Source organism: Kitasatospora sp. NBC_01560, from assembly GCF_045208415.1.
Taxonomy (GTDB): Bacteria; Actinomycetota; Actinomycetes; order Streptomycetales; family Streptomycetaceae; genus Kitasatospora.
The window spans coordinates 6,748,615-6,767,468 of record NZ_CP109364.1 but is presented as its reverse complement, the minus strand read 5'-3'; the positions used below and the strand labels follow the sequence as shown (position 1 = coordinate 6,767,468).

19 protein-coding genes are annotated in these 18,854 nt (G+C 73.6%); 13 read left to right on the top strand and 6 right to left on the bottom strand.

Going from position 1 to position 18,854, the window contains the following annotated elements:
- The first annotated feature begins 100 nt into the window (after positions 1-100).
- Positions 101-1,696, top strand: a complete 1,596-nt coding sequence (locus tag OH807_RS29300) for a phosphonate degradation HD-domain oxygenase (RefSeq protein WP_406204659.1) — start codon at positions 101-103, stop codon at positions 1,694-1,696.
- A gap of 83 nt (positions 1,697-1,779) precedes the next feature.
- On the opposite strand, the gene OH807_RS29295 is transcribed toward OH807_RS29300, so the two are convergent.
- Entirely contained in the window at positions 1,780-2,595 is an 816-nt protein-coding gene (locus OH807_RS29295; protein ID WP_406211266.1) for a GntR family transcriptional regulator, read from the bottom strand.
- A 398-nt stretch (positions 2,596-2,993) separates the two neighbouring features.
- Here OH807_RS29295 and OH807_RS29290 point away from each other — a divergent pair, with 398 nt between their 5' ends.
- The 9 genes from OH807_RS29290 to OH807_RS29250 all read left to right on the top strand — a co-directional run bounded on the left by OH807_RS29290 (position 2,994) and on the right by OH807_RS29250 (position 12,428).
- Positions 2,994-4,163 carry an ABC transporter substrate-binding protein gene (locus OH807_RS29290; protein WP_406204656.1) on the top strand — a complete coding sequence of 390 codons (1,170 nt, stop codon included), beginning with the start codon at positions 2,994-2,996 and terminating at the stop codon, positions 4,161-4,163.
- Positions 4,164-4,210: 47 nt separating this feature from the next.
- On the top strand, positions 4,211-5,173 hold the full coding sequence (locus OH807_RS29285; protein ID WP_406204653.1) for an ABC transporter permease: 963 nt from the start codon (positions 4,211-4,213) through the stop codon (positions 5,171-5,173).
- On the top strand, positions 5,161-6,006 hold the full coding sequence (locus OH807_RS29280) for an ABC transporter permease (protein ID WP_406204650.1): 846 nt from the start codon (positions 5,161-5,163) through the stop codon (positions 6,004-6,006). The genes OH807_RS29285 and OH807_RS29280 overlap by 13 nt, the downstream gene beginning before the upstream one ends.
- Before the next feature lie 20 nt (positions 6,007-6,026).
- Complete coding sequence (locus OH807_RS29275; protein WP_406204647.1) at positions 6,027-7,112, top strand: ABC transporter ATP-binding protein; 1,086 nt, start codon at positions 6,027-6,029, stop codon at positions 7,110-7,112.
- A gap of 35 nt (positions 7,113-7,147) precedes the next feature.
- Positions 7,148-7,822, top strand: a complete 675-nt coding sequence (locus OH807_RS29270; protein ID WP_406204644.1) for an HAD family hydrolase — start codon at positions 7,148-7,150, stop codon at positions 7,820-7,822.
- Positions 7,823-7,828: 6 nt separating this feature from the next.
- The gene (locus OH807_RS29265) at positions 7,829-8,149 is read left to right on the top strand and encodes a DMT family transporter (protein ID WP_406204641.1); all 321 of its coding nucleotides are present in this window, start codon (positions 7,829-7,831) and stop codon (positions 8,147-8,149) included.
- A 319-nt stretch (positions 8,150-8,468) separates the two neighbouring features.
- Entirely contained in the window at positions 8,469-9,893 is a 1,425-nt protein-coding gene (locus OH807_RS29260) for an endonuclease/exonuclease/phosphatase family protein (RefSeq protein WP_406204639.1), read from the top strand.
- Positions 9,894-9,907: 14 nt separating this feature from the next.
- A complete protein-coding gene (locus OH807_RS29255) occupies positions 9,908-11,857 on the top strand; it encodes a phosphocholine-specific phospholipase C (RefSeq protein ID WP_406204637.1) in 1,950 nt (649 codons plus the stop codon).
- Positions 11,858-12,038: 181 nt separating this feature from the next.
- The gene (locus OH807_RS29250) at positions 12,039-12,428 is read left to right on the top strand and encodes a sigma factor (protein WP_406204634.1); all 390 of its coding nucleotides are present in this window, start codon (positions 12,039-12,041) and stop codon (positions 12,426-12,428) included.
- A gap of 31 nt (positions 12,429-12,459) precedes the next feature.
- Here the strand turns inward: OH807_RS29250 and OH807_RS29245 are convergent, their stop codons facing one another.
- Entirely contained in the window at positions 12,460-12,969 is a 510-nt protein-coding gene (locus OH807_RS29245; RefSeq protein ID WP_406204632.1) for a GNAT family N-acetyltransferase, read from the bottom strand.
- Positions 12,970-13,203: 234 nt separating this feature from the next.
- Here OH807_RS29245 and OH807_RS29240 point away from each other — a divergent pair, with 234 nt between their 5' ends.
- On the top strand, positions 13,204-13,836 hold the full coding sequence (locus OH807_RS29240; RefSeq protein WP_406204629.1) for an FMN-dependent NADH-azoreductase: 633 nt from the start codon (positions 13,204-13,206) through the stop codon (positions 13,834-13,836).
- Positions 13,837-13,911: 75 nt separating this feature from the next.
- On the opposite strand, the gene OH807_RS29235 is transcribed toward OH807_RS29240, so the two are convergent.
- The 3 genes from OH807_RS29235 to OH807_RS29225 all read right to left on the bottom strand — a co-directional run bounded on the left by OH807_RS29235 (position 13,912) and on the right by OH807_RS29225 (position 17,140).
- On the bottom strand, positions 13,912-14,589 hold the full coding sequence (locus tag OH807_RS29235) for a phosphonatase-like hydrolase (protein ID WP_406204626.1): 678 nt from the start codon (positions 14,587-14,589) through the stop codon (positions 13,912-13,914).
- A gap of 20 nt (positions 14,590-14,609) precedes the next feature.
- A complete protein-coding gene (locus OH807_RS29230) occupies positions 14,610-15,731 on the bottom strand; it encodes a TIGR03364 family FAD-dependent oxidoreductase (protein ID WP_406204623.1) in 1,122 nt (373 codons plus the stop codon).
- Between the two features lie 167 nt (positions 15,732-15,898).
- Entirely contained in the window at positions 15,899-17,140 is a 1,242-nt protein-coding gene (locus tag OH807_RS29225) for an alpha/beta hydrolase (protein ID WP_406204620.1), read from the bottom strand.
- Between the two features lie 94 nt (positions 17,141-17,234).
- Here OH807_RS29225 and OH807_RS29220 point away from each other — a divergent pair, with 94 nt between their 5' ends.
- Together OH807_RS29220 and OH807_RS29215 are read left to right on the top strand one after the other, a co-directional pair.
- On the top strand, positions 17,235-17,744 hold the full coding sequence (locus OH807_RS29220; protein WP_406204617.1) for a MarR family winged helix-turn-helix transcriptional regulator: 510 nt from the start codon (positions 17,235-17,237) through the stop codon (positions 17,742-17,744).
- A 117-nt stretch (positions 17,745-17,861) separates the two neighbouring features.
- Entirely contained in the window at positions 17,862-18,224 is a 363-nt protein-coding gene (locus OH807_RS29215; RefSeq protein ID WP_406204614.1) for a hypothetical protein, read from the top strand.
- 31 nt (positions 18,225-18,255) lie between these two features.
- Here OH807_RS29215 and OH807_RS29210 read toward each other — a convergent pair whose 3' ends face one another.
- Positions 18,256-18,768: a pyridoxamine 5'-phosphate oxidase family protein gene (locus tag OH807_RS29210; protein ID WP_406204611.1), complete on the bottom strand. Its 513-nt coding sequence runs from the start codon at positions 18,766-18,768 to the stop codon at positions 18,256-18,258.
- Between the last annotated feature and the right edge of the window lie 86 nt (positions 18,769-18,854).

Genomic DNA, 18,854 nt, shown 5'->3' with positions numbered 1-18,854 from the left:
TCATCTGCGGGGCACGCGGATCTCACCGGGGGGCGGCAGGCTCCATGGCGGCGAAGTTGGCTATACAACTTCGCGAAGAAGCTGCCGAGGAGGAGACCTCATGTCCGAGCTCGCCCTGTCCGGGCTGCCGCCGTACTGGCTGCGCGACAACTGCCCCTGCGCCGAGTGCCGGGACGGGCGCAACGGGCAGAAGCTGTTCCAGATCACCGACCTGCCGGACGGCCTGGCCGTCGCCGCCCAGGCCGAGCTGAACGGGCACCTGGAGGTGCTCTGGTCGGACGGGCACCGCTCGCGGTACCCGCTGGAGTGGCTCGGCCGGGCCGCCGACGGGGACGGGCGGACGGAGGCGGCGAAGCGGCTCTGGGTGGCGGCCGACTTCGCCGGGGGGATCCCGGAGGCCGAGTGGGCCGCCTACCTCGCCGACCCGGCCGAGCAGGCGGCGGTGCTGGGCGCCGTCCGGCGCAGCGGCTTCGCGGTGCTGCGCGGGGTGCCGGCCGTCGAGCGGCAGGTGCTCACGGTGGCCGGGACCTTCGGGTACGTCCGCGTCACCAACTACGGCGAGCTGTTCGACGTCCGGGTCGAGCCCGACCCGAACAACCTGGCCTTCACCAGCGGCGCCATCGCCCCGCACACCGACAACCCGTACCGGGACCCCGTCCCGACCCTCCAGCTGCTGCACTGCCTGGAGAACTCCGCGACCGGCGGCGACTCCGGCCTGGTGGACGGCTTCAAGGCGGCGGCGCTGCTGCGCGAGGAGTCCCCCGCGGACTTCGCCGTCCTCACCCGCACCCCGGTGCCGTTCGTCTTCCGCGACCGCGGCACCGAACTGCGCGCCGACCGGCCGCTGATCGAGGTGGACGCCCGGGGCCGGATCCGCGAGGTGCGGTTCAACAACCGCTCGATCGGCACGCTGCGCGGCGACGCCGCCGAACTGGCCGCGTTCTACGCCGCGTACCGGCGCTTCGCCGCGATCACGCTGCGACCGGAGCTCCAGCTGGACTTCCGCCTCGACCGGGGCGACTGCCTGATCTTCGACAACGTCCGTCTGATGCACGCCCGGACGGCCTTCGAGCAGGACGGCGCGCGCCACCTCCAGGGCTGCTACGCCGACCTGGACTCGCTGGCGTCCACCCTCGCCGTGCTGCACCGGCGGGCCGCCGCACTGGACGCGATGGCCGAGCTGTTCGCCGGCGAGGGGGCCGGCGAGTACCTGGGCGAGGCGGTCACCATGGCCGAGCACATGCTGCAGGCCGGCGCCCTCGCGCAGGCCGCCGGGGCGCCGCCGCACCTGGTGGCGGCCGCGCTGCTGCACGACGTGGGGCACTTCCAGGGGGCGCTGCACGGGCGCGACCTGATGCAGGGGCAGGACAACCGGCACAGCGACACGGGGGCCGGCTGGCTGGCGCAGTGGTTCGGCCCGGAGGTCACCGAGCCGGTCCGGCTGCACGTGGCTGCCAAGCGCTACCTGTGCGCGGTCGAGCCGGGCTACCGGGAGCGGCTCTCCGAGGCCTCCGAGTACACCCTGCGGGTGCAGGGCGGCCCGATGGACGAGGCACAGGCCGCCGCGTTCGCCGCCCTGCCGGGCGCCGCGGACGCCGTGGCGGTGCGCCGCTGGGACGAGCAGGCCAAGGAGGCGGACGCCGCGACGCCGGGCTTCGAGCACTTCCGGCCGCTGCTGGCGGCCCTGATGGCGTGAACGCGGGGAGTGGGGAGCCGGCCGGGCCCGCTCCCCACTCCCGGCTCCCGGGCCGCAGCCCGCCGGCACCTCCCCGCAGCGGCTCAGTCGCTCTCCCGGGCGTGCCGCGAGAGCGCGGACGTGGCCAGGGAGTTGTGGATGCTGAAGGCCACCGTGCCGGGCAGGTAGCGGTCCTGGGACCACTCCACCGGCGTGCCCGTCGGGTCGGTCGTTCGGCGCCGCTCGCGCAGCAGCGGGCCGCCCCGGCGGCAGCCGAGCAGCCGGGCGTCCTCCGCGTTGGCGGCGACGATGTCGATGGTGTGGTCCGCGTCGGTGAACAGGATGCCGTGCTCGCGCAGGACTTCGGTGTGCGAGACGACGTCGGCCGGCAGCTGCGCGACGATCTCGCCGACCCGGGGCGGGTAGACCGTCCGCTCGACCATCACCGGCGTGCCGGACAGGGTGCGCAGGCGGACCGTCACGTACACGTCGGCGCCCGGCTCCAGGCGGAGCTGGTCCCGCTCGGCGGCGTCGGCCGGCCGGCGGACCAGCGAGTCCAGTATCCCGCCGGGCTCCTCGCCCATCGAGTAGGCCCAGTGCGTGAAGCTGAGCAGTTCGGAGAAGCTCTGCACCCGGGCGGTGCCGAGCACCACCCGCCGGGTGCCGCGCCGGGAGGTGACCAGCCCGTCCGAGCGCAGCACGGCCAGGGCCTGGCGGACGGTGCCGCGGGAGACGCCGTACTGCTCGGCGAGCGCGCCCTCGGCGGGCAGCCGGCCGGCCTCGCCGTACGCACCGGTGGTGATCGCCTCGCGCAGGTCGGCGGCCACCTTGCGGTAGAGCGCACCGGCGGCGCGGTCCTCGGCCGCCGGGCGGGCCCCGGGGGCCGAGGGGGCCTGGGGGCGTTCGGGCTCCACTGCCACGTCAGTCAATGTCCCTCCTGGGGCGGTGTCCTGCGCAGCCGTACCGGCACGGACAGCCCGACCTTATCCCGCTGCGCTTTCGAAGCATCGCACCCGGGAGATCACCCGCCGGTGGCCTGATTCGACCGTTACGACAGCCGACTCCGGTTCTGGGCCATCCGTTCACCTTCCCGTCACCGGACTCGGGCGTACTTACCCCCGTCGGGCGAAGTTGGCTAGTCAACTCGGACGGTTCCGAACTTCCACACGGACGGTTCCGGGTCTGTGGCCGCTCGGCCCGGCCTCTCCCAACGACGCACTCGCACCCGGACGGCCCGCGAAACGCCACACCTCGCGGACCACCCGGCCCCCCGCGAAACGCACCCCTCGCAGTACGCCCCCGATCAGGAGACTGACCCGTGACCGTGCACCGTGCCCGCGCCGCCGCCTTCGCGGCCGTACTGACCGCCGCCGCGCTCTCCCTCACCGCCTGCGGCTCCGCCGGTTCGACCGCGAAGGCCGGCGACGCCGCCAAGGCCGGCGCCAAGGACGCCAAGGAGGCCACCTCGGCCGCCGACCTCGGCGGCATCGACGCCCTCGTCGCCGCGGCCAAGAAGGAGGGCAAGCTGCACGTCATCACGCTGCCCAAGGACTGGGCCAACTACGGCAAGATCATGGACTCGTTCAAGGCCAAGTACGGCATCGAGATCGAGGACGAGAACCCCGACGGCTCCAGCCAGGACGAGATCAACGCGATCACCTCCCGCAAGGGCCAGGACCGCGCCCCCGACGTGGTCGACCTGGGCAGCGCCTTCGCGCTCCAGGCGGTCAAGGACGGCCTGCTCGCCCCCTACAAGGTGGCCACCTTCGACAAGGTGCCGGACACCATGAAGGACGCGAACGGCGCGGTCGTCAACGACTACGGCGGCTACATCTCGATCGGCTGCGACGCCAAGAAGATCGCCAACTGCCCGAAGACCTTCGCCGACCTGCTCAAGCCTGAGTACAAGGGCCAGGTCGCGCTGAACGGCAACCCGACCAAGTCCGGCTCGGCCTTCGGCGGCGTCTACGCGGCCGCGCTGGCCAACGGCGGCTCGCTGGACAACATCCAGCCCGGCATCGACTACTTCGGCAAGCTGAAGGCCTCCGGCAACTTCAACCCCGTCGAGTCCACCCCGGCCACCATCGAGAAGGGCGAGACCCCGATCTCGATCGACTGGTCCTACCTGAACGCCGGTTACACCGACGAGTTCAAGGAGAAGGGCGTCGACTGGAAGGTCTCCGTCCCGAGCGACGGCAGCTACGCCCAGTTCTACAACCAGGGCATCAACAAGTGGGCCCCGCACCCGGCGGCCGCCCGCCTGTGGCAGGAGTACCTGTTCAGCGCCGAGGGCCAGAACCTCTTCCTCGGCGGCTACGCCACCCCCGCCACCTTCGACGCCCTGAAGAAGGACGGCACCCTGGACGCCGCGGCTGCCGCCAAGCTGCCCGCCGTCGAGAAGCCGTTCACCACCTTCCCGACCCAGGACCAGATCACGGCCGCGAAGAAGGTCGTGACCGAGAACTGGACCAAGGCCATCGCGGGCTGACGGACCTCACCCGACCGTCACCCAGTCTGGAACGGGCAATCCCACTTATGACCACGGCTCCCACCCCGGTGCCGACCACCCCCGCCGCCACCGACCTCGGTGGCGGCGCGGGGGCGTCCGCCACCGCACCGACCACCCCCACCCCCCGCCGGCGCAGCCGCCGGCGCCCCGGCGGCGCCTCCTGGCTCGCCACCCTGCCGCTCTTCCTCTTCTTCGTGATCGGCTTCGGCCTCCCCGCCGTCGCCATCGTGATCGGTGCCTTCACCACCTCCAGCGACGCGGAGGGCGGTGCCGGCCAGTTCACCTTCGACAACATCACCGCCTCCGTCCAGGGCGCGTACTGGACGTCGATGGTCAGCAGCCTCAAGCTGTCCGCGCTCACCGCCCTGCTGGCCACCCTGATCGGCCTGCCGATCGCCCAGGCCGTGGTGACCTCGCGGCGCGGCTGGCTGCGCCAGGCCGTGCTGACCGCCTCCGGCGTGCTCGCCAACTTCGGCGGCCTGCCGCTCGCCTTCGCGTTCGTCGCGACCCTCGGCAACGCCGGCGAGGTGACCAAGCTGCTGCACCTGACCGACCACGGCTGGTCGCTCTACTCCTTCACCGGCCTGACCATCGTCTACCTGTACTTCCTCATCCCGCTGATGGTGCTCACCATCACCCCGGCCCTGGACGGCCTGCGGGTGCAGTGGCGCGAGGCCGCCCACAACAACCGGGCCACCACCGTGCAGTACTGGCGCCACGTCGCCCTGCCGATCCTGCTGCCCTCGCTGCTCGGCGGCTTCGTGCTGCTCTTCGGCAGCGCCTTCGCCGCGTACGCGACCGCCGCCGCCATGGTCGGCGCGACCGTCCCGCTGGTCAGCCGGTCGATCGCCGACGCCCTCTCCGGCAACGTGCTGGTCGGCCAGGGCAACCTCGCGCTCGCCCTCAGCCTCAACATGATCGTGGTGGCCGTCCTGGTGATGGCCGTGTACCTCCCCCTCCAGCGCCGGAGTGCCCGATGGCTCAGCTGACGACCACCCGAACCCCGCGGCGCCCGAAGGTGCGCTGGTGGCGCGGCGCCGTCCTGCTGCTCGCCGGGCTGTACTTCATCGTGCCGCTGGCCGCCGCCGGCTACTTCTCGATCGACGACCCGAAGGGCTTCTCCTTCGAGGCCTACACGGGCCTGCTGAGCGCCGAGGGCTTCCTCGACAGCCTCTGGCTCACCCTCGGGCTGGCCGTGGTCACCGTCCTGGTGCTGCTGCTCCTCCTGGTGCCGGCGCTGATCGCCGTCCGGCTCGGCGCACCGAAGCTGCGCCCGGTGATCGACGTGCTCTGCACCCTGCCGCTGGTCGTCCCGCCGGTCGCGCTGACCGCCGGCATGATCGGCGTGCTCCGCTGGGGCCCGGACTACCTGATGGACACGCCGTTCTTCCAGACCTTCGTGTTCATCCAGGACCCGGACTTCCCGCTCGTGCTGGTCATCGCCTACGTGCTGATGGCGCTCCCGCTCGCCTACCGGGCGATCGACGCCGGCCTGCGCGCGGTGGACGTGCGCACCCTGGTCGAGGCCGCCCGCAACTGCGGTGCGAGCTGGCCGCGCGCGGTGTTCACCGTCGTGCTGCCCAACCTGCGCGGCGCGCTGCTCAACGCCTCCTTCCTCACCCTGGCCCTGGTGCTCGGCGAGTTCACCGCCGCCTCGATCCTCGGCTACCAGCCCTTCCCGGTGTGGATCTACTCGGTCGGCAACAGCCAGGCCCACATGTCGGTCGCGGTCTCCATCCTGAGCCTGCTGATCACCTGGCTGCTGCTGCTCCTGCTGGCCACCATCGGCCGCGAGCGCGGCCGGAAGACCACCACCTCCTGAACCCCCCGGAGTCACCCACCATGAGCACGGTTACCGCCCCCGCCGCCGGCGTCCACCTCGCACCCGGCGGCGCGACCGTCGAATTCCGCTCGCTGCGCCGCACGTTCGGCGCCACCACCGCGCTGGACGGCCTCGACCTCACCGTCCACCCGGGCGAGCTGCTCGCCCTGCTCGGCCCCTCCGGCTGCGGGAAGACCACCGCGCTGCGCATCCTGGCCGGCTTCGAGCAGCACGACTCCGGCCAGGTACTGGTGGACGGCGAGGACATCACCCGGATCCCCGCCCACCGGCGCGACGCGGGCATGGTGTTCCAGTCGTACAGCCTCTTCCCGCACCTGACCGCCGCCGACAACGTCGCCTTCGGCCTGCGGATGCGCGGCACCGGCAAGGCCGAGCGCCGCAAGCGCGCCCTGGATCTGCTGGAGCTGGTCGGCCTGCCGCAGCACGCCGACCGCTACCCGCACCAGATGTCCGGCGGCCAGCAGCAGCGCATCGCGCTCGCCCGGGCGCTCGCCCTGCAGCCGCGCGTGCTGCTGCTCGACGAGCCGCTGTCCGCGCTGGACGCCAAGGTCCGGCTGTCGCTGCGCGAGGAGATCCGCCGCCTCCAGCAGGAGCTGGGGATCACCACCCTGTTCGTCACCCACGACCAGGAGGAGGCGCTCTCGATGGCCGACCGGGTCGCGGTGCTGCGCGCCGGCCGGCTGGAGCAGTGCGCCACCCCGTCCGAGCTGTACGCCCGCCCGGCCACCGCCTTCGTCGCCGAGTTCGTCGGCACCATGAGCCGCATCCCGTGCGTGCGGTCCGGCGAGGGCGTCGAGGTGCTCGGGCGCCGGCACGCCGTGGACGGCGCGCTGCCCGCCGACGGATCGCTGGACGTCCTCGTCCGCCCCGAGAACGTCGCGCTGACCCCCGCCGCGAACGGCCCGGCCCTCGTGGTGTCCGCGTCCTTCCTCGGCGCCGTCACCCGGCTCACCGTCCGGCTCGACGACGGCACCGAGGTCAAGGCCGACCTGCCCACCGAGGCCACGGCCGCCCTCCCGGTCGGCTCGCGCGCCGCACTGACCCTCCCGGAGCGCCCGGTCCTGGTCGACCGCCGTACCGTCTGAAGCGCCATCTCCTAGGAACCACCGAAGGTACCGCCATGCCTGCATCCCCCCTGCCCGCCGCCGTCCTGTTCGACATGGACGGCACCCTGGTCGACACCGAGCACCTCTGGTGGCAGGCCGCCGCCGAACTCGCCGCCGAACTGCACCACCCGCTGACGGACACCGACGTCCCCGAGGTGCTCGGCCAGGCCGTCGAGCACACCGCCGCCCACCTGCACCGGGTCAGCGGCACGGCGCTGAGCGAGGCCGAACTCGCCGACCGGCTCGGCGAGTCCTTCGCCGGCAAGGTCGCCGCCGAGACGATCCCGCGCCCCGGCGCCCTCGCCCTGCTCGCCGAGCTCCGGGACGCCCGGGTGCCCACCGCGCTGGTCTCCGCCTCCCCGCGCCGGGTGGTCGACCTCGTCCTCTCCACCATCGGCCGCGACTGGTTCGCCGTCACCCTGGCCGCCGAGGACACCGCCCGCACCAAGCCCGCGCCCGACCCGTACCTCGCCGCCGCCGAGCGGCTCGGCCTGGACCCGGCCGCCTGCGTCGCCGTCGAGGACACCCCGACCGGCGTCGCCTCCGCCACCGCCGCGGGCTGCGCGGTGCTGGCCGTCCCCTCCAGCGACGTGGCGATCCCCGACGGCACCCGGATCACCCTGCTCGACAGCCTCGTCCACGCCGACCTCGCGCTGCTCGGGAAGCTCGGCGCTGCGCCGGCGGTCTGACCGGCCATGCCCTATCTCCTGCTCGCCCTCGCCATCATCAGTGAGGTCTGCGCCACCAGCGCCCTCAAGCTCACCGAGGGCTTCACCCGCCTGCTGCCGAGCATCGGCGTCGGCGTCGGCTACGTGCTCTCCTTCGCCCTGCTCGGCCGGGCGCTGAAGCACATCCCGGTCTCGGTCGCGTACGCGGTCTGGTCGGGCGCGGGCACGGCGGCCGTGGCCGGCATAGGCGTGGTCGCCTTCGGCGAGTCCCTGGGCCGGCTCCAGTGGCTGGGCCTGGCCCTGATCATCGTCGGCGTGGTGGTGCTCAACCTGAAGGGCGGCCACTGAGTCGGGGACGCCCCTCGGAGCAAGAAGGCCCGGCGCAAGAAGGCCCGGAGCAAGAAGGCCCGGATACGAGAAGCCCCGAAGCAAGAAGCCCTGGAGCAGGAAGTCGGCCCGGCCGGCTTCCTGCTCCTTCGCGTTGCCCACCGGTCGACCGGGCCCGACCGCGGACGGCCCCTCCGTTCGTCAACGACCAAGACTCAACGGTGAGTTGTCCATCCTTCTTGCGTACGGTCATGCCTCGTTCACACGGAGTATGTCGCTCTTCGGGTCAATGGGCGTCCAGTTGTTCAGCCAACTCGACGCCCCCGACCGAAGGACCTCCGTGGCCACAGGCAGCACCCTCACCCTCGCCTCGCCCACCTCCCCCACCGAAGGCGACAAGCTCACCTTCCACTGGACGACCAACGCCGCCGACGCCAAGAACTGGGTCGGCATCTACGACGGCACCCGCCAGCCCGGCACCGGCTCCTCGCTGCTCTGGAAGTACACCCCGGGCGCCTCCGGCGACGTCCAGCTCGACACCTCCGCCCTCACCGGCGGCCCGTACACCGCCTACCTGCTGGCCAAGGACGGCTACGGCATCCTGGCCCAGACCGCGCCCTTCACCTTCAAGCCCAAGCCGGCGCCCGTCCGCCCGCACCTCGCCGTGGACGCGCTCACCGCCACCGCCGTCGCGCCCGGCGCCGCCGTCTCCGTCAAGCTCGGCGGCCTCTGGTGCCGCCCGGCCGGGACGCCCGCCTTCCGCAAGGTCGCCGGCCCGGCCTGGCTCTCCGTCGCGGCCGACGGCACCGTCACCGGCACCGCCCCCGCGAGCACCGGCGAGACGCAGCTCCTCGTCGGCGTCAAGGACACCGGCGGCGTCACCGACGCGCTCACCCTCACCGTCCCGGTGGTCGACCCGGCCGCCACCGCGCCGCGGCTCAAGGCCGCCAGCTGGAACCTCGCCAACGCGGGCGCCGCCTTCACCGACGCCACCGAGAAGCAGCTGCGCACCGTCCTCACCCAGGGCCTGGACGTCCTCGCGCTCCAGGAGACCGCCGGCACCGCCGCGCAGGCGCTCGCGACCGCCCTCGGCTGGTACGCCTACCAGAGCGCCGGCAGCGTCGGCATCCTGAGCCGCTACCCGCTGACCGCCGTCACGGCCGTCACCGCCTCGCTGCCCGCCGCCGGCGCCACCCTCCAGCTGCCGGGCGGTCGCACCGCGCGCTTCTGGGCCGCCCACCTCGACGAGACCGGGTACGGCCCGTACGCCGCCCAGGACGGCCAGAGCGCCGCCCAGGTGCTGGCCACCGAGAACGGCTCCGTCCGGCTCCAGCAGGCCCGGGCACTGGCCACCGCCGTCCAGGCCGACGTGGCCGCGGGCCGCGCCGTCGCCCTCGGCGCCGACCTCGCCTCGCCGTCCCACCTCGACTGGACGGCCGCCACCGCACCCGCGCACAGCGGTGTCGGCCCGCTCGCCTGGCCGGTCACCGGCGCCCTCCAGGCCGCCGGACTGACCGACAGCTTCCGCGCCGCCCACCCCGACCCGGCCGCCTCCCCCGGCGCCACCTGGTCGCCGAGCCGCAAGCAGCGCGCCGCCGGCAAGGCCGAGCCGCAGGACCGGATCGCCGCCGTGCACTTCGCCGGGCCGCTCACCCTGGTCGAGGCCCACACGCTCGCCACCGGCTGGCCCCAGCCCGAGCCGACCGCCGCCGGCAACGGCTGGCCCTCGGACTGCGCCGCCGCCGTCGCCACCTTCCAGCTCTGAGAGGCCACGCCACCATGCCCGAGCTCTCCCGCCGCACCTTCGTCGGCGCCACCGCGGCCGCCGGCGCCACCGCCCTCGCCGGCCTGCCCTCCCCGGCGGCCGCCGCCGCCTCCCCCGCCGGCAGCATCGCCGACGTCAAGCACGTCGTCGTGCTGATGCAGGAGAACCGCAGCTTCGACCACTACTTCGGCACCCTGAACGGCGTCCGCGGCTTCGGCGACAAGCAGGCGCTGCAGTTCCCCGACGGCACCGACGTGTTCCGCCAGCCGGACGCCGGCCGCAGCGACGGCGGCGCGATGCTGCCGTACCGGATGGACACCACCAAGTACAACGCGCAGAACGCCGGCGGCCTCGCCCACGACTGGGCCACCGGCCACCAGGCGATCAACAACGGCGCGATGAACAAGTGGATCGCCGCCAAGGGCGAGCGCACGATGGGCTACTTCACCCGCGCCGACATCCCCTACCAGTACGCGCTGGCCGACGCCTTCACCCTCTGCGACGCCTACTTCTGCTCGCTGGCCGGCCCGACCGACCCCAACCGGCTCTACCTCTGGACGGGCACCTCCGGCCCCGGCCGGGACGGCACCACCGGCCCGTGGATCGACAACACCCCCGTCACCGACAACCCCGTCGCCGACTGGACGACCTACGCCGAGCGCCTCCAGTCCGCCGGCGTCTCCTGGCGGGTCTACCACAATCCGAGCAAGGACGACCGGACGGGCGACTACGACGACAACGCCCTCTCCTACTTCAAGCAGTTCCACAACTTCCCCGCGACGGACCCCCGTTACGTCAACGCGATGACCAAGTTCGACCTCACCGCGTTCGACCAGCACTGCAAGGACGGCAGCCTGCCGACGATCTCCTGGCTGGTCGCGCCGTACCTGTTCTCCGAACACCCCAGCGCCAGCCCGGACTACGGCGCCCACTGGGTCAACACCGCACTCCAGTCGCTGATGTCCAACCCGGCGGTCTGGCAGCACACCGTCTTCCTCGTCATGTACGACGAGAACGACGGCTACTTCGACCACATGGTGCCGCCCACCCCCGAGCCGGGCACCCCCGAGGAGTACACCCAGGGCCGCGCCATCGGCCTCGGCAACCGCGTCCCGCTCTGGGTCGCCTCGCCCTGGTCCCGCGGCGGCTACGTCAACTCCCAGGTCTTCGACCACACGTCGGTGCTGCGTTTCATGGAGCAGGTCACCGGCGTCGCCGAACCCAACATCTCCGCCTGGCGGCGCGCCGTCTGCGGCGACCTCACCAGCTGCTTCGACTTCACCGCGCCGGACTGGTCCGTCCCGTCGCTGCCCGACACCGTCGCCCTGATGGCCAAGGCCGACGCGGGCGCCAAGCTCCCCGGCGTCGCCCTGCCCGCCACCGGCACCCAGTCCATGCCCGTCCAGGAGTCCGGGCCGCGCCCGCACCGCCGGCTGCCCTACCGGCCGTGGGCGGACGTCACCGTCGACCGCGGCACCGGCCTGGTCACCTGCACCATGAACAACGACGGCACGGTCGCGTTCCCGTTCACCGTCTACCCGAACATCGTCTACGCCTTCGCCGGCACCTCGTACACCGTCGCCCCCGGCGCCACCCGCACCCACACCTGGGACGCCGCCGCCACCGACGGCCGCTACGACTTCACCGTGCACGGCCCGGACGGCTTCGTCCGCCGCTTCGCCGGCACCGTCGTCCGCGCCGACCAGGACGACGTGGCCGTCCCGGTGGTCACCGCCGCCGCCGGCAGCACCGCCCTCACCTTCACCCTCAGCAACACCGGACGGACGGCGATCACCTTCACCCTCACCCCGAACGACTTCGCCGGCACCGTGCAGACCGTCCGCGTCCAGCCGAACTCCACGGCCACCGCCGGCTACCCGCTCGACCAGTCCCGCTACGACGTGACGGTCACCGCCCCCACCGGCACCCGCTTCACCCAGCGCTACGCGGGCACCCTGCACTGAGCCCTGCGCCGGCCCGGTGCCTGCGCGCGGAGGCGCGCGCAGGCACCGGGCACCCGGGCAGCGGGGGTGGACGATGACCCGGTACGGCCGGCTGCCACCGCGCATCCCGCGGGGCCCTGTAACGCGGGCCCGGCCCCGACGCGTGTCTGTGGGTGACATCCGTTCGAGAGGGGGCCATTCGGTGGGGGACACACCCGCGGACTTCCTGGAGTTCGCCCATGCCCGCAGCGACCAGCTGTTCCGCACCGCCTGCCTGCTCACCGGCGACCGGCACCTCGCGGAGGACCTCGTCCAGGAGACCCTCGCCAAGATGTACCGGTCCTGGCGGCGGATCGACCGCAGCCAGGCCCCGGTCGCGTACGCGCACACCGTGCTGGTCCGCACCTTCACCTCGTACCGGCGCCTGCACGACGCGCTGCGGCACACCTCCGACGCCTTCGCCGCTCACCGTCGACCAGTTGCAGCGCATCGCACTCAGCCCGCACTGGGACCGCTGAACAGGAGGAGCAGGAGTGGATTCCCCGCGGAGCGTCGCCCCGGCCGACCGGCTGCCGCGGCGGGGCTTTCATGACCGGCCCCGGGGCCGGGGCCGGTCACGGCGGCTAGACCGGGCCGTCGACCGGCCGGGTGAGCTCCTTGCGCATCAGGATGCCGATCGTCTCGTGGCGGCGCACCGAGCCGTCCGGCGCCCGCTCGTCCCAGCCGTCGGGCCGCCGGTCGTAGGCGACGTAGCCCAGACGCTCGTACAGGGCCAGGGCCCGCGGGTTGCTCTCCTCCACCGCGATCTCGGCGTGGCGCAGACCGTGGGCCGCGATCCGCTCCTCGGCGGCCGCGAGGAGCAGCGTGCCGATCCCGCAGGACTGCAGCGCGGGGTGGACGGCCAGCTGCCAGATCGTGCCGGCCCCCTCCTTGGCCCGGTAGTCGATCCCCGTCTTCGCCACCGGGACGTCGGCCGGCGTGCAGACGGCGAGGTAGTCGACCTCGCCGCGCCTGGCGCGCACCAACTGCTGCACCACGTTCGCCAGATGAATGTCCGACCCGGACCACCCGCACGACTCCAGGTCGGCGTGCACCAGATCACGCACCGACAGCTTCAGGACCACCTCGGTCATCCCCACCACCTCCGACCTGCCAGCTTCCCCGGCGGGCCGCCCGAGCGCAACGGCATAAGGCCGGCGGAGCCCGCGGAGCAACGAACGGCCTGCCCCTCCAAGGGACTTGCTTTGACGCCGACGTCAATGTCTACGGTCGTGAGCGCGCACCGCCGCCCTCCGGGCGCGGCCCGGTGCCCGGCTCCGGCGACGGGGCCCCGGATCCGCATCGACACCACACTTCGAGGTCACCGCATGCCTTCCCTGCTGCACATCGACGCCAGCATCCGCCGGACCGGCTCCGTCACCCGGGAGTTGACCGACTTCCACGCCGCCGAGTGGCAGCGGAACCACCCCGGGGGCGGCTACGCCTACCGGGACTTGGCGGCCGATCCCGTCCCGCACCTCACGCACGCCGTCCGCGAGGCCCTGCTCGACCCGAGCGGCGAGCACGGCGAGCCGCCGCAGGAGCGGGCGCTGAACGAGGCGCTGACCGCGGAGGTGCGGGGGGCGACGACGCTGGTCCTCGGCATCCCCATGTACAACTACGCGATCCCGTCGACGGTCAAGGCGTGGCTGGACCGCCTGGTGACCCCGGCCCACATGGTGGCGCCCGGGGCCGGGGCCGGGCTGCTCGGCGGGAAGTCCGTCGTGGTGGTCACGGCGCGCGGCGGCTCGTACGCGCCCGGCACGCCGCGCGAGGGCTGGGACCATCAGGAGCCCTACCTGCGGGCCGTCCTGGCCTCGATCGGCCTCGCCGACGATCTGACGTTCGTGCACGCGGAGTTGACGCTGGCGACGGTCGTGCCGCAGATGGCCGGGCTGAAGCCGCAGGCGGAGAAGTCCCTCGCCGCGGCGTACGAGGCGCTGCGACTGCCGGCGGCCTGACGCCGCACCCGGGGGTGCGCCGGCGGGGGGGCGGGGAGGCGGTTCTCCTGCCTCCCCGCCCCCCGCCGCCGTCGATCAGCCCGCCAGCAGGGCCGGCAGCTCGGCGACCGACCCGAGCACGTGCGTGGCGCCGTCCGCCCGGAGGCGGTCCGCGTCGTGGGCACCGGTCAGGACGCCCGCGACCACCGCGGCGCCGGCCCGGGAGCCGGTCAGCATGTCGTAGCCGGTGTCCCCGGCGACGGCGATCTGGCGGACGGAGTCGGTCTCCGTGCGCAGCAGCGCGGTGAGCGCCAGGTCGGGGTAGGGGCGGCCGCGGCCGGCCTCGGCGGGGCAGAGGGTGAGGTCGGCGATCGACTCCCAGCCGAGCGCGCGCAGGATCCGGTCCTGGGTGGCCCGGGAGAAGCCGGTGGTGAGGACGACCTTCCGGCCCTGGCCGCGCAGTTCGGCGATGGCCTCGGCCGCACCGGGCAGCGCGGCGCAGTGCCCGGCGTCGACGAGGTCGTGGTAGGCGGCCTCGAACGCGGCGTTGGCGGCCTGCGCCTTGTCCTCCGCACCGAACAGGTGCCGGAAGACGGAGATCTTGGACTCGCCCATGGTGACCCGGACGTGCTCCAGCATGCGGGCGTGCTCGGGGCTGTCGGCCTCGACGCCGAGGGTGCCGGCGGCGGCCCGGAAGGCCTGCTCGACCAGGCCGTCGTCGGCCACGGTGGTGCCGGCCATGTCGAGGACGACCAGACGGATATCAGTGGACATGTTCAACTACCCCTAAGAAATTACAGGTTGGCGAGTTCGGCGGTGGTCTCGGCGATGGCCGGGGAGCAGGTCATACCGCGGCCGCCGGGGCCGGTGACCAGCCAGACGGCGTCGCGGACGCGCTCCCGGTGGACGACCCGGGTGGTGTCGACGCACTGCGCGTACACCCCGGCCCAGCGGCGGCGGACGCGCGGCAGCGGCCGGCCGAGCAGCTCCTCGGCCACGCCGACCAGGTGGTCGTACGGGTCCTCGACCACGTCGAAGCCGAACGGCTGGTCGTACTCGTGGGTGTCGCCGATGGTGAGACCGCCGTCGCGCCGCTGGACCATCAGCAGCTGCATCTTGTGCTCGGCGGCGACCGGCGGCTGCGGCTGCGCGGCCTTGAGCCGCTCCAGCGCGTCCCCGGCGAAGGCGGGGTAGTAGCGGAAGCTGTCGCCGTCGGCGACCGAGCTGGTCAGCGTCTCGCCCAGCGGGTCGGTCTGCATCATCTGCAACCGGACGCGGCGGACGGGCAGTTCGGGGGCCAGCTCGCGGACCAGGCCGCCCAGCCAGGCACCGGTGCAGAGCACGACGAGGTCGCCGGTGTGGACGTCGCCGTGGTCGTCACGGACGGCGTTCTCGCCGATCACCTCGCGGACCTCGCGCCCGGGGAGGAAGGTGTAGCGACCGCTCGCCTCCAGGGCGGCGCGCAGCGCGGGCTGGGCGGTGCGGGGCTCGACGGCGGCGTCCCGCTCGCACCACAGGGCGCCGAGCAGCTTGCCGCGCAGGGCGGGGTTGGCGGCCCGGGTCTCGTCCGCGTCGAGCAGCCGGTAGCCGCGGGCGGCGGCGTCGGGCCGGGTCAGCGCCTGTTCGGCGACGGCGAGTTCGGCCTCGGTGCGGATCGCGGTGAGCGAGCCGTTGGCCCGGAAGCCGAGGTCGGGCACCCGGGCGCCGATCCGCTCCCAGAGCTCCCGGGCGCGCAGCGCGGTGTCCAGCTCCTCGCCCCCGGCCCGGCCGCTGACCCAGACCAGTCCGAAGTTGCGCACGGAGGCGCCGCGCGCCTCGGTCTCGCGCTCCAGGTGGACGACCTCGTGGCCGCGCTCGACGGCCTGCCAGGCGTGCATGGTGCCGAGCACGCCTGCTCCTACGACGATGACTCTCATGCGGCCAGGCTGATGCCGCGAGGTGGCCGCCAGGAGTCCGATTCCGGTCCCACAGGTGAACCGGTCGAAAAGTTGTACAGACAACACGAGGAGGCGGGCGCGGGACGGCAGCACGCGGGGGTGCGACGGCAGCACCGCCGCCCGCCCCCTGGCCCCCGGTCACCCGGTCAGGCGGCCCGGACCGGGTCCGCACCGAGCCACCAGGCCGGAGCGGCCGTCCCGTCCGTGGTCCGGCCGTCGGCGTGCACGTAGTGCCGCACGTCGCGCCCGGGCTCGCGCAGTTCGCCGTCCAGGGCCCGCTCCAGCCACTCGGCGCCGAAGCGGAACACCTCGGCGGCGGTCCCGCCCAGCGGGTGGAACTCGTCCTCGTACACCCGCAGCTCCTTCGGGGCGCGGATCCGCTCGTACGTCGCCATCGCCTGCTCCAACCCGGTGAGTTCGTCGAACTCGCCGATGCCGAGCAGGACGGGGCAGGTGATGCCGGTGACGAGTTCGCCGAGCGGCATCCGGGCGGCGAGCTCCCGGTCGAAGGCCGCCTCGTCGGTGTAGCCGGCCATGAACATGTAGTTGTGCTTGAAGGTGGGCTGGGCCCGCTCGAAGATCGTGTCGAAGTCGCCGCTGACCCCCTCGAAGCTCGCGAGCGCGGCGAGCCGCGGATCGGTGGCGGCGGCCCGCATGCCCCAGTAGCCGCTCATGCTGATGCCGAACATCCCGATCCGGGCCGGGTCCACCTCGGGCAGCTCCGTCAGGTAGTCGAGGTAGCGGCCGATCGCACGCTCGTAGTTGGTGAGGTCGACGGTGAGCCCGCGGGCCCGGGACTCGCCCTGGCCGGGCCCCTCGATCGAGAGCGCGACCACACCGCGCGAGGTGTAGTAGCGCTCGGCGGCGTAGATGTAGTCCTCCTTGACCATGTCCATCCCCGGGCCCAGCAGGACCGCCGGGGCCCCCTCGACCACCCCGGCCGGCAGGTGGAGCAGGGCGTGGATCCGCCCGCCCTCGAAGTCCAGGACGACCCGGCGCACCCGGCGGCCGCGCAGCTCGCCGAGCCGGGCCACGCAGTGGTTGGTCCGCTCACGGAAGGCCCGCTTGCGGGGGTCGGACGCGTCGAAGACCGAGTACTGGGCCCGGCCCCACATCACGGCGGCGCGCAGGTAGAGGTCGGCGGCGGTGCGGGGGAAGCCGCCGCGCTCGTGGTGCGCGGCCCGCTCCTCGGCCTGGCCGGCCACGGTGGCCCACGCCTTGGGGAGCATGGCGCCGCTGCGGACCAGCGCGAAGACCTTGTCGAAGTCGGTGTGGTCGTGGCCGAGCTGCTCCATGGTGCCCTTGGCCTGCGGGTGCAGGGCATCGAAACCGCCCTGGGCGAGGGCGAGATCCAGGGCCCAGCTCTGTCCGGTCGATCGCATGGTCATGGCGGTACGCTCCGTTCGGTGCAATAGATAAGTACTTAATCATTAAGTCCTTATGCTTATCCTGTTGTCAACCCGCGCCGACGAAGGAGAGACCGTGCCGGAAGAGCCCGCCCCCAAGGCCCCCAAAGCCCCCGAGACCGCCGGGGCCCCCGAGGCCCCCGACGACAGCGCCCGCGACACCGCGCTGGACGGCCTGGCCCGCGCCGCCTACAGCCTCAGCGCGGCCGACGCCCGGCTGCGCGGCCGGGCCACCCGCTCACGCGGCGCCCTCTCCCTCACCCACGCGCGGGCCCTGCGCGTGCTCGCCGACGAGGGTCCGCTGCCCGTCAGCCGGCTCGCGGCCGGCACCGAGACGACCCCGGCCGCCACCACTCAGCTGGTCAACGGCCTGGAGGAGGCCGGCTACGTCACCCGCGAACGCCCCGAGCACGACCGCCGCTCCACCCTGGTCGCCCTCACCCCGGCCGGCCGCGAACGGCACCGGCTGCGCAACGCGGCACTGCTGGAGTCACTGGAACGGCTGACCTCGGGCCTCGACACCGCGGAGGTGGAGACCGTCACGACCGTCCTGCGCGGCCTGGTCGAGCTCTACGACGAGCTCTGAGCCCGGGAGCGCCGGGCCCGACGGGCTCCGGTCCGACCGGCCATGCCCCGCCCCCTGCCGCCCCGCCACCACCCGGCCCACCCGGCATCCGCCCCACCCACCCCCGGAGCGCACCTCATGACCGGCACCACTCCCGACCCGTCCCGCCGCCGCGGCCCGCTCCGCACCGCCGGAGCCGTCCTCGCCGCGCTGGCCCTCGCCGCACTGGCCTGGGCGGTCCTGCGGGGGAGCGGCCTCGCACCCGACGGCTACGGCCTGGCCCGGCTCGCCGGCCTGGCGGGCGTCAAAGCCGTCATGGTGGGCGGCGCGTGCGCCGCCGGCCTCGGGTACTACGTCCACACCCGCCGCGGCGGCGGCACGGACGGCACCGGGCCGACGGCGACCCGGGAAGCCGGAGAGGCCGGGGAGGCCACGGCGGCCCGGGAGGCCGAGGACCCCCAGGAGGCCGGGGAGGCCCGCGAGACACCCCGCCGGGCCTGACGCCACCACACCGCTGCCGCTACGGCTACGGCTACCGCGCCACGGACGCCCGCAGGTAGTTGCGCCGCCCGAAGTGCGGTTCGTCCACCGCCGTCAGCTCCTCCACCTGGAACCGGTACAGCGCGGCGGCACCGGCGCCGGTCAGGAACTGCCGCCGCACCTCCTCGTCCTGCCCGAAGGCCGGGTACCGCCCCTGGTAGGCGGCGAACGCGGCCTCCGCCTGGTGCCCCCAGGCCTCCCCCGCACTGCCGGTCAGCTGGACCCCGCGCAGCTGCTCGCCGAAGACCGGCGGCGGCAGGAAGACGGTGGCCGCCGCCCGGGCCTCCTCGGCCAGGTGGTGGCTGTGCCGGGTCGCGCGCTCGCTGACGAAGTACAGGACGAGGTCGTCGTCGTAGGCGAAGAAGGCCAGGTTGGCGTGCGGGCCGTGCTCGTGGCCGGCGGTGGCGAGCGTGAGCACCATGGCCTCCGCGAGCAGCCCCTCCACCCCCTTGCGGAGCTCGTCCGCGGGCCAGTCCCCCTGGACGACGTCGAGTCGGTACGGCATGGACAGCACTCCCCTCCACGGGCACGCCGGGGCGCCTCGGCACCCCGGCACGACTGAGCCGGGCGGGCGCCCCGATCAAGGGGCCC